Raw genomic sequence first — 16,260 nt, forward strand, 5'->3', positions numbered from 1 at the left:
CATGCCGCCGCCGAGATCGGACGATCCCGTTCCGGTGCAGAACTTTCGGTTTTTCCCGCCAAATCCTGCGCCGAAACCCGTCGATCAATGTGACTTGCGCGACGACTGGGCGGCCCGGCCTGCACCGAGCGGTGTAAGAGGCGTAGCCTTTATTTCCGCTGTCCACCACCTTAGGAAGCGGAAGAGGGCGGTTGCCGCCGTGTCGCCACAGTCCCCCAACACCTCGAGCATCTCGACAGACGAAGACGGGCAGGGGAAGAACCCTTCGTCCGCCTTCGGACCGAACGAGTGGCTCGTCGACGAGATCTACCAGCAGTACCTCCAGGACCCGAACTCGGTCGACCGAGCCTGGTGGGACTTCTTCGCCGACTACAAGCCGGGCCAGGACACCAGCTCTGCGGCTGCCTCGCCGCCGCAGGCGAAGACCGGGGCGGCAGCCCCGGCATCGCCCGTCGCGGCGCAGACTGCTGCGCCGAGCGCCGACGCCACCCAGGCCAAGCCGGCCGCGGGTGCGCCGACCGCCGCGAAGGGCCGGGCCGCGGGCGCTCAGGCTCCGGCCGCGGGCGCTTCCACGGATACGGCCGCGCCGCAGAAGGCTGCCCCGGCGGCCCAGCAGGCCCCGGCCGCGGGCAGTGCCTCCACGGCCGCCGCGCAGCAGCCGGCCCCGGCAGCCGCGCCGGCAGCTCCGGCCAAGCAGGCAGCCGCTGCCGGCAAGACGGCCGAGCCGGCCGCCCCCGCCAAGCCCGCAGCGGCCGCCGCCGCCGGGAACGGGCCGGAGCTCGTACCCCTGCGCGGTCCGTCCGCCGCCGTGGCGAAGAACATGAACGCCTCGCTGGAGCTGCCGACGGCCACGTCCGTCCGCGCGGTCCCGGTGAAGCTGCTGTTCGACAACCGCATCGTCATGAACAACCACCTCAAGCGCGCTCGCGGCGGCAAGGTGTCCTTCACGCACCTCATCGGCTACGCCATGGTGCAGGCGCTGAAGGCGATGCCGTCGATGAACTACTCGTTCGCGACGAAGGACGGCAAGCCGACCCTCGTCAAGCCCGAGCACATCAACCTCGGCCTCGCCATCGACCTGGTCAAGCCGAACGGCGACCGCCAGCTCGTCGTCGCGGCGATCAAGAAGGCCGAGACGCTCAACTTCTTCGAGTTCTGGCAGGCGTACGAGGACATCGTCCGCCGCGCCCGGAACAACAAGCTGACGATGGACGACTTCAGCGGCGTCACCGCGTCACTGACGAACCCCGGCGGCATCGGCACCGTGCACTCGGTGCCGCGGCTGATGCCCGGCCAGGGCCTGATCATCGGCGTCGGCTCGATGGACTACCCCGCGGAGTTCCAGGGCACCTCGCAGGACACCCTGAACAAGCTGGGCATCTCCAAGGTCATGACGCTGACCAGCACGTACGACCACCGTGTGATCCAGGGCGCCGCCTCCGGCGAGTTCCTGCGGATCATGAACCAGCTTCTGCTCGGCGAGAACGAGTTCTTCGACGAGATCTTCAAGTCGCTGCGCATCCCGTACGAGCCGGTCCGCTGGCTCCGTGACATCGACGTGAGCCACGACGACGACGTCACCAAGGCCGCGCGCGTCTTCGACCTGATCCACTCCTACCGGGTCCGCGGCCATGTCATGGCCGACACCGACCCGCTGGAGTACAAGCAGCGCAAGCACCCCGACCTCGACATCATCGAGCACGGCCTCACCCTGTGGGACCTGGAGCGCGAGTTCGCGGTCGGCGGCTTCGCCGGCAAGTCGATGATGAAGCTGCGCGACATCCTGGGCGTGCTGCGCGACTCGTACTGCCGCACCACCGGCATCGAGTTCATGCACATCCAGGACCCCAAGCAGCGCAAGTGGATCCAGGACCGCGTCGAGCGCCAGCACACCAAGCCGGAGCGCGAGGAGCAGCTGCGGATTCTGCGCCGGCTCAACGCCGCAGAGGCCTTCGAGACCTTCCTGCAGACGAAGTACGTCGGCCAGAAGCGCTTCTCGCTGGAGGGCGGCGAGTCCGTCATCCCGATGCTCGACGCCGTGATCGACTCGGCCGCCGAGTCCCGTCTGGACGAGGCCGTCATCGGCATGGCCCACCGCGGCCGGCTGAACGTGCTCGCCAACATCGTGGGCAAGTCGTACGCGCAGATCTTCCGCGAGTTCGAGGGCAACCTCGACCCGAAGTCGATGCACGGCTCCGGCGATGTGAAGTACCACCTGGGCGCCGAGGGCACCTTCACGGGCCTGGACGGTGAGCAGATCAAGGTCTCGCTCGCCGCCAACCCCTCCCACCTGGAGGCCGTCGACCCGATCGTCGAGGGTGTCGCGCGCGCCAAGCAGGACATCATCGGCAAGGCGGGCACGGACTTCACGGTCCTGCCGATCCAGCTGCACGGTGACGCGGCCTTCGCGGGCCAGGGTGTGGTCGCGGAGACGCTCAACATGTCGCAGCTGCGCGGCTACCGCACCGGCGGCACCGTGCACATCGTGATCAACAACCAGGTCGGCTTCACCGCCGCCCCGGCGGCCTCGCGCTCCTCGATGTACTGCACCGATGTGGCGCGGATGATCGAGGCGCCGATCTTCCACGTCAACGGCGACGACCCGGAGGCCGTGGTCCGCGTGGCGCGGCTGGCCTTCGAGTTCCGCCAGGCGTTCAACAAGGACGTGGTGATCGACCTCGTCTGCTACCGCCGCCGCGGTCACAACGAGGCGGACAACCCGTCCTTCACGCAGCCGCTGATGTACGACCTGATCGACAAGAAGCGCTCGGTGCGCAAGCTCTACACCGAGTCCCTGATCGGCCGTGGCGACATCACGCTGGAAGAGGCCGAGCAGGCACTGCAGGACTACCAGGGTCAGCTGGAGAAGGTCTTCACCGAGGTCCGGGAGGCCACCGCGGCTCCGGCCCCGACGGAGGTCCCCGAGGCCCAGCCGGAGTTCCCCGTCACGGTGAACACCGGGATCTCCCAGGAGGTCGTCAAGCGGATCGCCGAGTCGCAGGTCACCGTCCCCGACCGGATCACCGTCCATCCGCGACTGCTGCCGCAGCTGCAGCGCCGCGCGGCGATGGTCGAGGACGGCACGATCGACTGGGCGATGGGCGAGACCCTCGCCATCGGCTCGCTGCTGATGGAGGGCACCCCGGTCCGGCTGTCCGGCCAGGACTCCCGCCGCGGCACGTTCGGCCAGCGGCACGCGGTGCTCGTCGACCGGGAGACCGGCGACGACTACACACCGCTGCTGTACCTGTCCGAGGACCAGGCCCGCTACAACATCTACGACTCGCTGCTCAGCGAGTACGCGGCGATGGGCTTCGAGTACGGCTACTCGCTGGCCCGCCCCGAAGCGCTCGTGCTCTGGGAGGCCCAGTTCGGTGACTTCGTCAACGGCGCGCAGACCGTCGTCGACGAGTTCATCTCCTCCGCCGAGCAGAAGTGGGGCCAGACCTCCGGCGTCACCCTGCTGCTGCCGCACGGCTACGAGGGACAGGGCCCGGACCACTCCTCGGCCCGTATCGAGCGCTTCCTCCAGGTGTGCGCCCAGAACAACATGACGGTCGCCATGCCGACGCTGCCGTCGAACTACTTCCATCTGCTGCGCTGGCAGGTCCACAACCCGCACCACAAGCCGCTGGTCGTCTTCACCCCGAAGTCGATGCTCCGGCTCAAGGCCGCGGCGTCGAAGACGGAGGAGTTCACCGACGGCAACTTCCGCCCGGTGATCGGCGACACCGGTGTGGAGAGCGGCGCCGTGGAGGCGTCGGCGATCCGCAAGGTCGTCTTCACCTCCGGCAAGGTCTACTACGACCTGGCGGCGGAGCGGGAGAAGCGGGGCGCCACCGACACGGCCATCGTCCGGCTCGAGCGCCTGTACCCGCTGCCGGGGCGCGAGCTCCAGACCGAGCTCGCCAAGTACCCGAACGCGGAGAAGTTCGTGTGGGCCCAGGAGGAGCCGGCGAACCAGGGTGCGTGGCCGTTCGTCGCGATCAACCTGATCGACTACCTGGACCTGGCAGTCGGCGCCGATGTCCCGCACAAGGAGCGCCTGGTCCGGGTCTCCCGGCCGCACTCCTCCTCCCCGGCGGTGGGCTCGGCGAAGCGCCACCAGGCGGAGCAGCAGGCCCTGGTCAACGAGGTCTTCGGCAGCTGACCCGCGGCACGCTTCACGGAACGGGCCGGGCCCCCACCGCGAGGGTGGGGGCCCGGCCCGTTGCGCTGTGTCCTGTTCGCTGTGCCGGGGCCTGCCCGCGTACGGGCGGTACGGCGTACGGCGCGCGTGCCCGCTCAGCCCAGATACGGCTCGAAGTCCCAGTAGGGACGCGACCTCTTGCGCGCCGCGAGCGTATGCGGATGCTGCGCGCCGAGCGTCCGGGTGAGCCGTTGCAGAGCGTCGTCCTCGAGCTTCCCGGCCTCCTCGTCCTCACGCAGCGCCCGCAGGTCGGCGGCGAGGGCCACCTCGCAGGAGAGCGTCAGCGGGTGCTCCGGGCCGAGCGCCCGCTGAGCCCTGCGCAGCGTGTCCCGGCTGAGCTCCATCGCGCTCTCCAGCCGCCCGTTGAAGCTGCGCCCGCTCGTCGCGTTGAGCGCGCAGCCCAGCACCCAGGGGTGGTCCTCGCCGAGTGCCGCCTTCAGGCCGGCGAGGGCCGCCTCGAACATCGAGAGCGCGTCGGCCCGTTCACCGGCCGCCTGGAGGACCAACCCGACGTTGGACAGCATTCCGGTGGTGATCGGATGGGCGGGCCCCAGCAGCGCGCGGAGGGCGGTGTCCGCCTCGCTGGTCAGTTCGCGGGCCACCGACAGCGGGCCGTGTTCGCGGAGGTAGCTGCCGTAGTCGGCCATCAGCAGCAGCGTGGCGGGGTTGGAGCGTCCGTGCACCTGCTCCACCTGCTCCAGCAGCGTGCCCAGCATCCCTCCGGCCTCCCGCGAGCTGCCCGCGCGCCGCTCGCAGAGCGCCAGGTTGTGCCGGGCCCGCAGGGTCTGCGGATGGTTGGCGCCCAGGATCTGCACATGGAGCCGCATCCCCAGCTCCTGGCGGGCCAGCGCCTCCCGGAAGCGGCCCATCAGCCGCAGGTCGCGGGCGCAGCCGTTCCCCGAGTTGAGCGTCGCCCAGTGCCGGGCGCGGAGCAGGTTCTCGCGCTGGCGCAGTGTCTCCAGGTCGAGTTCGTACGCCTCGGCGTATCTGCCCAGCAGTCGCAGGCCGACGGCGAGGTTGTGCTGAGCGTCGAGCGTGCGTGGCTCGTCCGGGCCGAGCAGCCTGAGCGAGGTCTCCAGCACCTCGCGCTGGAGCTGTAGCGCTTCCGTGTACTGCCCGAGGAAGCGCTGGTCCGCGGCGAGGCTGCTGGCCGCCTGCATCAGGGAGAGCTCGTCGATCTCGGAGGCTTCGCGCAGCCGCTCGACGACGGCCCGGTTCAGCTCGTACGACTGCCGGTACAGGCCCACGTACCGTACGACGCTGCTCTGGTTGAGGGTCAGTTCGAGCATCCGCGGGTCATCCGGGGCGAACATCTCCGACCAGTGTTCCCGGGTCTTCTCGGCCAGCTCCATACCGGTGCGGTACTCACCGCTGCGGAAGCAGTAGTGCAGGCTGTTGAGGATCAGCCGCTGCACCCGCCGGTTGGTGCTGCTGAGGGCGCCGGAGGGTTCCAGGTGCGGCAGCAGCTCCGCGTAGCGCGGCCACTGGCGGCTGTCGCCCGGTTCGCCCGGGTCCGCCGCGGCGAGCAGCCGGCGCACCACCTGCCGGTGCGCCTCCAGATCCTCCTGCGAGGTCAGCTCGCGCACGATGCCGTGCACCAGCCGGTGCATGTGCACGGAGTCCTGCTCGGGGTCCGTCTCGTGGGAGAGGGGCTCCCGGTACTCCCGGGTGATGACCGAGTAGTTGACGAGGGTGTCCAGGGCCCTGGTCCAGCCCGCCAGATCGGTCGAGAGCCAGCTGAGGTGGTCCGGCAGCTCGGCGGTCGGGACCTGCCGCACGAGGCCGAGCGGAATCCGGCCGGGCGCGAAGGCGGTGCACAGGGTGAGCAGTTCGGCGCTGTGCAGCTGCGACTCGCGCAGCCGGTTGATCAGTATGGCCCAGGACGTACGGGAGGAGAGCGGGTAGTCGTCCAGTCCCGCCTGGTCGCCCAGCCCGACGAACTGCCCCTCGCGCACCATGCGCAGATACTCGGGGACGGCCATGTCGGACTCGCCGAGCCAGGCCGCCGCCTGCGCGAGCTGCAGCGGGATGCCCTCGAACTCGACGGCCACCTGGTCGGCCTCGTCGGCGGTGAGCCGGGGGGCGCGGCGCATCAGATAGCCGGTGCTCTCCGCGCGATCGAAGCCGGGGACCTCGGTGACGGCCGTACTGCCGTTGCTCCAGCTGCGGTTGCGGGAGGTGACGAGTACATGCCCGGGGCCGGAGGGCAGCAGCTCGGAGGCGTCGGCGGTGTCGTCCCAGCCGTCGAAGATCAGCAGCCAGCGCCGGTGCGGCTCGCCCCGGCGCAGGGCTTCCCGTACGGCACGGATGCGCTCGCCGGGCTCGGAGCCGGTGCGCAGGTCCAGCTCCTGGGCGAGCTCGCCCAGCCGCTCGCGCTGGGTACCGCGCTGGTCGGAGTTGACCCACCAGACGATGTCGTAGTCGGAGCTGAAGCGGTAGGCGTACTCCGCGGCGATCTGCGTCTTGCCGATGCCGGACATGCCGAGCAGGGCGGCCACGGCGGTGCCCTGCTGTGCGTCCATCAGCTGCTGCTGGAGCTCGTTGAGGATCTCGTCGCGGCCGGTGAACCGGATGTTCCGGCGGGGCACTCCGCCCCAGACTGCGGGCGGGTCGTTGGGGTAGCGGGAGCCGGGCCCGGTCACCGCCCGCTGCGGTGCGCCGGACGGGAGGCCGAGGCGGCCCAGGAGACGGCGCTCGGCTTCCTCGGCTCCGATGCCCCAGAGGTCCACCGGCTCCAGCACCGCGGTGGCGGGGAGCAGGGCGCGGTTGGTGAGGTTGACCGCCGCGAAGCGTTCCGGGTTGTCGGCGACGAGACCGCGGAGGACCTTGTTCCACTCGCCGTCGGGCCGCGGGCCGAGCTGGAAGAACCAGTCGCTGAGCACCAGCAGCACCCGGCCGCTGGCCAGCAGCAGATCCTGGAAGGCGTTCTCCAGCGGGACCTCGCGCGGCGGGTCCCAGCGTTGCAGGGTCGCCCGGTGTCCGTAGCTCCCCAGCCGGTGGGCGATCCAGGTGGCCCATGGGCGGTGGTAACCCGCGAAGACGACGACGAAGTGCTCGGGCTCTTGATCCTTTGCACCGGCACCCGCCGGCTGCCGCTGCACGACCATGCGGCTGTCTCCCTCGCTGCGTCGGGCCGCGCCACACCGCTGCGTGACGTTACGGGCAAGATACCCCACGTCACCGTGGAATGACGCTCTGTCAAGCGTTAGTGGCGAGCTGCTCCCCGGGACCGTCCGAGGCTCTGGTGATGCGTCCTCATCCGTACAGCGAACTCCCGTCCCGTACAAGTGAGTTGTCCTGATCCTAGGACGATGGGCAGGGTTCGGGACACCTGGTCGTGACAACGCTCGTGGCGAGCGCCCGCGGCAGCCCGCTGATCCGCGGTGGCGCCGGGGCGGTCCCGGGCGCGCAGCCAGAAGTCGGCGAGCGCCAGATGCGCGTACGTGCCGTGCAGGACCCCGTCGAAGGGGCGCGGGTCGGGGCGCCAGGGCACCTCGTACGCGGCCTCGGGGCCGGCCCGGTGCAGCGGGGCGAGATCGGCCAGGACGGCGAGTTTGCTGTGCTGGAGTTCATGGACGAGCACATCGGCCAGGTCTTCCGCGGTGGCGGGAACGGTGGCCAGCACAGCTCCGGGCGCGGACCGCAGCGTGGCGCTGGCCTGCTGGGCGTCCGCTGCCACCGCCCGGTGGTCCGGCCGGGCCAGCGGCACGAGGCAGCGCAGCAGGGCGGAGGTCTCGGCGACCCGTTCCGGGTCGGCCGAGGCCATCAGCCGCAGAGCCTCGCGCCAGCGGCGCTGCCACAGCTCCCGCTCGGCGGTGGTCCGCTCGCCGGCGGGCAGCGACTCACCGCCGACTCCCGTGCGCGGAGCGCGGTACGGGTCGAGGTCGTCGAGCACGGCCGGGCTGCCGGGCAGCGGCGGCACGGCCTGCCACGGGGGGCCGGCCGGACTCAGCCGTCCGCCCCGGCGCGTCAGGACGTGTGCCGCGCGTCGGCCGGGGACGGTGATCCGTACGGTGTGCGGCCCCGCGGCGAGCCGGAACCGGGGCTCCTGCGGGTGCAGCACGCCAAGTCCGGGGAGCGCCAACGTCCCGTCAGGGGCGGCCAGGAATGTCCGGAAGACAATCCCGGCGCGCAGCGCCGCACCGGCGGCCACCGCCCCGAAGTGCCCCACGAGCTGCTCCCATCCAGGGCCGGGCGGGGCGGCCAGGGTCTGCGTGAGCCAGCTGCCGACGGCTGGGTAGCCGAGTGTGGTGCGCAGCGCGGCGGGGTCGCTCCGCTCGGCCCGCTCCAGCAGGAGCCAGTGCCGCTCGAAGTCCTCGCGGGCCGGGGGCGGGAGAGCGTCCGGAAGCCGCTCGAGCCGGGTCAGCAGCGACTTCAGGAGCACCAGCCGTCTGCTGTGCAGGGCGCCTTGCAGCAGAACCGCGTCCTCGGAGGCGAACCGGGTGGTGGCCAGACGTGGCAGCGCGTCGCGGACGGCGCTCGGTCCGGTCACGGCAGCTCCCCCCGGCCCACACTGGACCCTCTGGGCACGACCCTTCCTGCCCAGGAGTTCGCAGAAACCTGTCTCGAACGCTTCTGACCGATTCCGCTCGGGGTCTGCCCGATTCAGTTCGCGCCACCGTCGCGCGCCTGCCCCAGGGCGCGTTTCACCGCTAGCGCCGCTGCCCGACGACGGGCCCCGGCTTCCGGTGCGTGCGACCACACGGCGGTGGTGGTGCCCCCGGACGGAGTTGGGGGGAGGCCTCCTCGTACGGGGCATACACGGACGAGCCCGACGGCCCCGCGTGGGCCCGACCGGCCGAGGACGGGGGAGGCGTTCGGAGCGTCGTCGGCCCGGGGCTGGGGCCGGGGCACCCGGGGGCGTGTTTCACGACCTGGCCCAACGAGGCCCGGACTCCGTCCGGGTGGCACCCCTCCCCCGGCCGCCGCTTCGGCCCGGACGGGCCCACGCTGCATGGACGGGCTGGTCCTAGTGCTCCCAGCCTCCCCCGGCCGCCGCTTCGGCCCGGACGGGCCCACGCTGCATGGACGGGCTGGTCCCAGTGCTCCCAGTACCAGGACGGCTTTCGGCCCGCGGACTCCCTCAGCCTCCGGCCGGGGGGACCCCCAGCGGTAGCCGGGTCCCTGGCACCGGACGCCGTGGGCCCCGCCCTCCGGGTGGACGGCGTCACTCCCGAGCCCGCCCTAGCCGCCGTCCTTGGCCCAGGCGTCCGAGGTCTGAGGGGTGTGCCGCAGCACGTCCTCGACCGCCGCCGACAGGACCGGATGCTGCAGATCGCGCAAGGAGCGCAGGTCGACGCCGGTGAGGTCCGGCAGCGGTGGCCCGCCCTCCACGGGACCGTACGGGTCAGCAGCCGCCGTGCTTCGGTGCTTCGGCACCCTCGTCTCCTCCCAGCCGTCTGCCGCAGCCACGGCAGTCAAGGGCTGCACGGTTCTTCCCAAGGCCCGTAAAGCGGAAACCTGTTCGGTCGAGGACCGGTCAGCCGGTCAACCGCTCTCCAGCTCGCGGATCCGTGCCCGGGTCGCCTCGACCTCGCCCCAGTCCACCTCCGCCAGCCCGCTCGCGAGCCGCCTCCACTCCCGGGCCGCGGCGCGGTAGGACTCCAGCGCCGCAGCGTGCCCCTCCGTCAGCTCCAGCACCTGCCCGCGACGGTGCAGGGCACGCGCGGCGAGGACCGAGCCCGCCTCGCCGCCCGCCGCCCGAGCCGCCTCTTCCGCCGCTCTCGCGTACGCCACGGCCGCGGCCGCCTGCGGCGGCCCGGTGGGCTGCGCGTGGAACGCCCTTCGCGCGGAGCCCAGTTCCAGCCATGCCTCCGCCCGTACCCAGCCGTCCTCGGCCCGGCGCGCGGCGCGCTCGAGCAGATAGCTGCCCTCGTACAGATCCGGCAGATGGCGCACCTCGTGGAAGCGCAGCGCCAGGACGCGGCCGAGCAGCAGATTCAGCCGGTCCGTCAGCGGATCGCTGGCCGGGGTCTCGGCCACCGCCTCGCGCAGGACCTCCTCCGCCCGCTCTATCGACGGCCGCCGGCCGTCCGCCAACGCCTGGCCCAGCAGCAGCTCACCCCACTCCGCCAGCACCTCGCGGCGCTGCCGGGTGTTCCGCCGGGTGAGCGAGGCCGCCGCCGCATACGAACTCGCCGCCTCGGCCCGGCTGCCGGCCGCGGAGCAGGTACGGGCCCGGGCCAGCAGACAGCGCAGCCGCAGCCCGTCGTCACCGCCCGCCGCGGCCTCCGCGCGAGCCAGCACGGGCAGCACTTCCGCCGCCTCCCGGCCCGCCATCGGGAGAGCCGCCGCGAGGTCCAGCAGCGCCGTACAGAGCCGCGCGTCCGGATCGCCGTCCGCCGGGTGCCCGGCCGGTGTCTCTGCCGGGGTCGCGCCCGGCAGCGTGCCCAGCGCCGTGTCCAGCGGCGTGTCCAGCCGCGTGTCCGGGGAAGCGAGCAGATCGCATCCCGCCCGCAGCTCGTCCGCGGCCTCCGCGGCGCGGCGCCCGGCGTCCTCCCCGGTACCGGCCAGTGCCAGCAGCACCCGCCCCAGCTGAAGATGGCGCTCCGGGCCCGACGGCGACGGCAGGGCACGCAGGACGCGCTCCGCCGCGGTGAGCTGCACGGAGTCCTTGTTTTCCTGCCACAAGGCGTACCGGACCGCGGCCAGTTCGAGCGCCGCCTCCGTATGCTGCTCACTGCCGGGCGCGGCCAGATCCCTGGCCTGTTCCAGCCGTACGGCCGCCAGGTCCAGCAGTTCGCGTACCGGCGGTGTGTCCCGGCGTACGCCCCCGCTCGCGGCGCCGGCGAGGACGCGCAGCACCCGGCCCAGGACGAGCCGGGCCCGCGTGCCGCTCCCCGGGTCACGGCCGGCGAGCCGTACGGCCTGCTCCGCCCTGTCCCGCGCCTCGTGCAGCAGCGCCGGATCCGCCTGGGCCTGCCAGAGCATCAACAGACCCCGGGCCAGGGTGGTGTGCTCCTGCTCCTGGGCTCCCTCGGCAGCCGCCGCGCCCCGCATCAGCTGGACGGCGTCGAGCAGCAGCCGCGCGTCGCCGTCCGTGCGGTAGGCGGTCATCAGCCGCTCCGCCTCGGCCACCGGCCCGGCTCCCGCCGGGTCCTGCGGCAAGGGCTGGAACCACCGGACGACACGGGCCGGCACCTCGGCGAAGGGCTCCGGCTGCGGGCGCGTCCCGGGCCGGTCCTCGGCCGGCTCCCGTGGAGGCCGCACCGCCCGGCCCGAGAGCTGGGCGACCGCGAGCGCGGAGAAGTTCCGCGCGCCCTTGCCGAAGTGCTGGGACACGAACTCCGAGCAGTGCTTGAGAACGAGCGTGGCCTCGTCCCGGCCGAGCGACTGCAGCAGCAGGTTCCGCACGCCGTCGGCGAACTCGTACCACGGCCCCGCGTCCGGGTCGCCCGGCGGATCGGGCAACCGGTGCAGCAGTCCGCCGAGGAGTACCTCGGCGAGTTCGGTGGGCCCGGTGTCGGGGAGCATCGCACGCTGGACGACCTGCATGACCGGCAGCGCGAGGGGGGCAGCCGCCAGATGTACGGCGAGCCGCAGAGCTCCCGCGGAGGCCGTCGCCCGGAACGCCTCGACCAGCTCGTCGGCACTGCCCGCCCCGCGCTCCCGCGGCTCCGGCACGGACACCGGGTGGTCCGGCAGGACCCAGCCCGCCGCGCCCCGGGCGGTGACCCGCCCGACGCCGGAGAGCAGCCCGGCCCAGGAGCCCAGGGCCTCCTGGTTGGGCAGCAGAACGGGGACCGGGAGAGCGGCAGGGCCGGGCGGACCGGCGAGGGGTCCGTACCCCTGCGGCCGGAAGCCCAGCCGGCCACCGGAGCCGGGGTCACGGACCAGCAGCCCCGGCCCCGCGGGCAGTGCCGTACGTCCCCACAGCCGCGGCGGCAGCGGCTGGACGACGGCCACGGGGGCGTGCAGGGACCACTGGTGCAGCAGCCGCTGGGCGCGGCCCTCCCGCCACAGCGGGCCCACGCAGTCGCTGATGAGGAGGGTGAGCCTGCGGCCCGTCGGGTCCCTGAGCTGGTCGGCGGGGCGCAGCCGTACACCCGGCGAGTCCGGCGGCCCGGGCGCATTGCCGACCAGCGGCGCACCGTCGCGCCCATGGTGCAGATAGTGCACCGCGACATCGCGGAAGACGCCCAACTGCTCGCAGGTCTGCCGTAGTTCCTCGAGCATCCGTTCCCAGACGACCATGGACGGCGAGGCGTCCATCAGCAGATGCATGCCGATGTCCCGCCGTTCGACCCGGCTGAAGACCGGCCACAGCGTTCCCGCGCGGGCGCTGAGGTCGGCGGTGGCGTCCTCGTCCAGCCCGTCGAGGACCGGCGTGGCCAGGGGGCGGTAGCGCCGGAGCGGGCGCAGGGCACGCTGGAGGCCGAGCAGCCCGGGGAGCGCCGCGGCGGCCGGGGCCCGCACCGGAAAAGCGGTACGGGGCTCCCCGGCCGTCCGCCCTGAGCCCGCGGGGTAGAGGGACACCGGCACGGCGCCGGCGGCCTGCTCCTGCTGCGGGGACCGTCGGCGGGAGGAGCCCAGAGCGGTCGCTTCCGGCGGATGGCCTTCCGGCTGCGGGTCGGCGACGGCCGGGTCATCAGGCAGCCGTTGAGAGGGCAGTGCGGCCGGTCCTGACCCGTCCGTCCACCGGGCCAGCCAGAGCGCGTCCGCGACCTCCTCCGCCGTGACGTCCCAGCCGGCCGCGCGCAGCAGGCCGATCACCTCTCTGAGCCGCCGGTCGGGCGGCGCCGTCATCGGTCATCACCTCGGACGGTCCAGCGGCTGCATGAGCATCTCGGCGAGCCGGTCGCGCATCACATTCTCGGTGCGGGCGGCGTAGTGGGTGAGGAAGAGGGCGTTCAGCAGCTGGTCGGCGGCGACCACCTCGCCGGGGTCGCGGTGCAGAAAGCGCTGGATCAGGGGCTGGCCCTCGGATACGGCCACATCGCCGAGGTGGGCCTCGACCATGGCCGTGAGCTGGTCCTCGCCCGGCGGCTTGAGTTCGAGCTGGATGCAACGGCGCAGCAGGGCCGCGGGGAAGTCGCGTTCGCCGTTCGATGTCAGAACGATGAAGGGGAAGGCCGTGCAGCGCACCCGGCCGTCCCGGACCGCGGCCCGCCCGCCGTCGTCCGTCGAGACCTCGACCTCGGGTTCGCGGTCGGCGATGCGCTCCAGTTCGGGGAGCGCGAACTCGCCTTCCTCCAGCGCGTTCAGAAGATCGTTGGGGAGGTCCATATCGCTCTTGTCGAGCTCGTCCACCAGCAGGACACGCGGCCGGTCGGCGGGCAGCAGCGCCGTCCCCAGCGGGCCGAGCCGCACGTAGGAGCCGATGGACCGCCACTGTCCGCCCGCGCCTCCCGCGCGCTCCAGCTGGACGTCCTGGAGGCGGCCGATCGCGTCGTACCGGTACAGGCCGTCCTGGAGGGTCGTACGGCTGACGATGGGCCACCGCAGCACCCTGCCCAGGCCCAGCTCGTGGGCGACCGCGTGGGCCAGCGTGGACTTTCCGGTGCCCGGATTGCCGGTGACGAGCAGCGGGCGCCGCAGATACAGCGCGGCGTTGACCGCCTCGACCTCCTCCGGGCGCGGGTGGTGGTTCTCCACGAGCCTGCGCTGCACGCCCAGCCTGCGCGCGGTGCTGGGGTCGACTCCCGCTTCCGCTTCGGAATCCGGTGGCGAGAAGTCCCGCCAGGGCGGGGGTTTCGGTAAGCGCTCCACTCCGTCGTGCGGCAGGCCTGCGCCCCGGTAGATGCGCCAATCGTTCACATCGGGCTCCTCAGCTGGTGGTGAACCTGGCCGCTGCTCCGCGCTCTTCTCCCCGTGTGCCCCACCGGTTCGCGATCGACGGTACCGGCAGCGGCACGGGGTGTTGAGCCCCTTTCCGCCAGCGTGTCCATGAGTTGACGCCGCGTCATGATCGGTGCTCCGGCGCCATGCCCGGCTCGTACAGCGGTCCGCCCGGTGAGCTGGGGCGATCCGGTGGGTCGTAGAGCAGGGCAATCGACTGCGCCCAGGCGGCCTCGTCCCGGTCCGGGTCGGGGTCGGCGGCCCGGATGCGCAGGCTCCGGATGTGCTCGTGGAGGCCGTCGGCCCGCCCGGCCTGCGTCACGAGACGTTCCACCGCACGGTGGAATTCGGCGCAATCCGAATGGCTACCGGCGCATCTGCGCCAGATGGCGACCGGGTGGCCGGCGATGAGCGCCGCGTCCATCGCGGTCGCCCCGTCACCGGCGGCGACCGGTCCGCAGAAGACCGGGACGGACGGCCAGGAGGCGCGGGAGAGCCGGTCGTACGCGGCGTTCCAGCTCTCGCCGCGGGAGGCGCCGTGCTCCTGACCGGAACCGGGAATGCCGTCGCGCATCGGGATCGCGGTCAGGGGGCCGCGCTGGACGCCGCTCCAGCGGCGGCGCCACTCGGGATTCCCGGTGCCGGTCCGCTGGCGGTCACGCACCACGACCACGCGCCGCTCACCGATCGGGAGGCCGTGCAGATCGGTCCAGCCCTCGGGGGTGTGCCGGGGAGCCAGCCGCCAGGTGTCGAGGGGCTCGTCGAACAGCTCAGGCGGCAGGGCCACTTCCACCGCCGCCAGATGGTGGCCCACGTCGCCGCGCCGCAGCGCGTCGGCGATCGGCTCCCGTAAGGCGGCACGCAGATCGGCCCGGGGGACGCCCTGTTCGTCGCCGTGGATCGGGGTGACCAGGCGCCCGTCGTGCAGCAGTTTGACCCGCCAGGGGTACCGGTCGCCGTAGAGGCTCTGGTCTATCTCGATCAGTACGTCCGCCCGCGGGCCGTCCTCGGTCCCGGGGAGCTCGACGGCGTCCAGGATCTCCTCGATCTCCTGGCGCACGACCCGGGGCAGCGGCTCGGCGGTGCTCTCCAGCCAGGTCCGCAGCTGGCCCAGCGCGACGTCGTCCTCGGGGTGCCCGAGCCGGCCGACCGCGCCCCAGACCTTGGCCGCGTACAGCAGTACGGCCTCCAACTCGGCGTTCCTGCCGGGGTTCTTGCCGGGCGCGCTGCGGTCCCGGAGGTCGTAGAGCAGCCCGGCCCCCTCGCGCCAGGAGCGCGGGTCGTGGTCGACGCCGGGCTGGTACGCCTCCCGGAAGACCCGCCGCTTGACGTCGTCCACCAGCACGGTGACCTGTCCGGGCGTCAGGGGCGGAGTGAGTTCGGCCAGCCTGCCGTAGAGGTTCGTCCGCAGCACCGGGCCGAAGCCGCCCGGCTCGTCCGGCCGCAGCCCGGCCTGAACGTCGGTCCAGCTGTCGTCGGCTCCCGCCGCCCGGTGCCGTTGCAGGTGGTGGCGGTCATGGGCCCGGATCACCTCGTGGAAGAGCTCGCCGCCCGGAATGTCGCACAGGGCGCGCAGCGCGCTGACGGGCACCGCGTGGCCGGCGGTCGGATCGTCCACGATACGGGCCTTGCACAGCCCGATGACGCTGCCCCGGCCGGTGTCCACCACCGGCCCGCCGGAGCAGCCGTCCACCGGCTGCTCACCGCGCAGCAGCATGGCGCCGCCGTCCCGGCCGTCCCGGCCGCTGGTCTCTCCGGCGACCCATCGGTACGCCACATCGCCGGTCTCCGCCGACCAGCCGTGCAGGCTGATGTCCACCGGACCGGCGCCCGAGATGTCGCCCAGCCATACGCAGTCGTGATCGGGGGCGTCCGGCACCCGGACGAGCGCGAGGTCGGGCAGCGGCCAGGTGCGCGGCGGCAGATCGGGGTCGGGCGGGCGCGGCAGTGCGAGGGCGACCTCCCCGAGGGCCTGGCCGCCCTGCCAGGAGATGCCGACGACGCGCTCTCCGCTCCACACGGCGCCACCCCCTGTTCCCACGACATGCGCGCAGGTCAGCACCCAGCCCGGAGCCACGAAGAAGCCGCTGCCCCAGTATTCGGTGCCCTGCGGGTCATACCCGTCCCCGGGCGCGGCGATGCGCACCACGGACCTGCGCACGAGAGCATGCAGGGAGCTCACGAAGGCGTGCCGCCGTCGCCGGGCCGCCTGATTCCGTCGGGCATACGCAATCCCCCCGCTCCCCCACAATGATGCAGAAGGCTAGTCCGCGGTTCCGGCGGGCGCGAGGGGA

Annotated in this window: 7 protein-coding genes; 1 reads left to right on the forward strand and 6 read right to left on the reverse strand. The window is 72.7% G+C overall.

Going from position 1 to position 16,260, the window contains the following annotated elements:
* The first annotated feature begins 199 nt into the window (after window positions 1-199).
* Window positions 200-4,150 carry a multifunctional oxoglutarate decarboxylase/oxoglutarate dehydrogenase thiamine pyrophosphate-binding subunit/dihydrolipoyllysine-residue succinyltransferase subunit gene (locus ABZW18_RS23300; RefSeq protein WP_356190430.1) on the forward strand — a complete coding sequence of 1,317 codons (3,951 nt, stop codon included), beginning with the start codon at window positions 200-202 and terminating at the stop codon, window positions 4,148-4,150.
* Window positions 4,151-4,284: 134 nt separating this feature from the next.
* On the opposite strand, the gene fxsT is transcribed toward ABZW18_RS23300, so the two are convergent.
* The 6 genes from fxsT to ABZW18_RS23330 all read right to left on the reverse strand — a co-directional run bounded on the left by fxsT (window position 4,285) and on the right by ABZW18_RS23330 (window position 16,148).
* Window positions 4,285-7,296: an FxSxx-COOH system tetratricopeptide repeat protein gene (gene fxsT, locus ABZW18_RS23305; protein ID WP_356190432.1), complete on the reverse strand. Its 3,012-nt coding sequence runs from the start codon at window positions 7,294-7,296 to the stop codon at window positions 4,285-4,287.
* A 98-nt stretch (window positions 7,297-7,394) separates the two neighbouring features.
* Window positions 7,395-8,681, reverse strand: coding sequence for an HEXXH motif-containing putative peptide modification protein (locus ABZW18_RS23310; RefSeq protein ID WP_356190435.1), 1,287 nt, complete (start codon window positions 8,679-8,681; stop codon window positions 7,395-7,397).
* Window positions 8,682-9,373: 692 nt separating this feature from the next.
* A complete protein-coding gene (gene fxsA, locus ABZW18_RS23315) occupies window positions 9,374-9,568 on the reverse strand; it encodes an FxSxx-COOH cyclophane-containing RiPP peptide (protein ID WP_356190437.1) in 195 nt (64 codons plus the stop codon).
* Window positions 9,569-9,676: 108 nt separating this feature from the next.
* A complete protein-coding gene (locus tag ABZW18_RS23320) occupies window positions 9,677-12,934 on the reverse strand; it encodes an SAV_2336 N-terminal domain-related protein (RefSeq protein ID WP_356190440.1) in 3,258 nt (1,085 codons plus the stop codon).
* A 6-nt stretch (window positions 12,935-12,940) separates the two neighbouring features.
* Window positions 12,941-13,945, reverse strand: a complete 1,005-nt coding sequence (locus ABZW18_RS23325; RefSeq protein WP_356190442.1) for a MoxR family ATPase — start codon at window positions 13,943-13,945, stop codon at window positions 12,941-12,943.
* A gap of 145 nt (window positions 13,946-14,090) precedes the next feature.
* Window positions 14,091-16,148: a trypsin-like peptidase domain-containing protein gene (locus tag ABZW18_RS23330; protein ID WP_356190444.1), complete on the reverse strand. Its 2,058-nt coding sequence runs from the start codon at window positions 16,146-16,148 to the stop codon at window positions 14,091-14,093.
* Window positions 16,149-16,260 lie beyond the last annotated feature (112 nt).

This window comes from Streptomyces sp. NPDC004647, from assembly GCF_040609575.1.
Classification (GTDB): domain Bacteria; phylum Actinomycetota; class Actinomycetes; order Streptomycetales; family Streptomycetaceae; genus Streptomyces.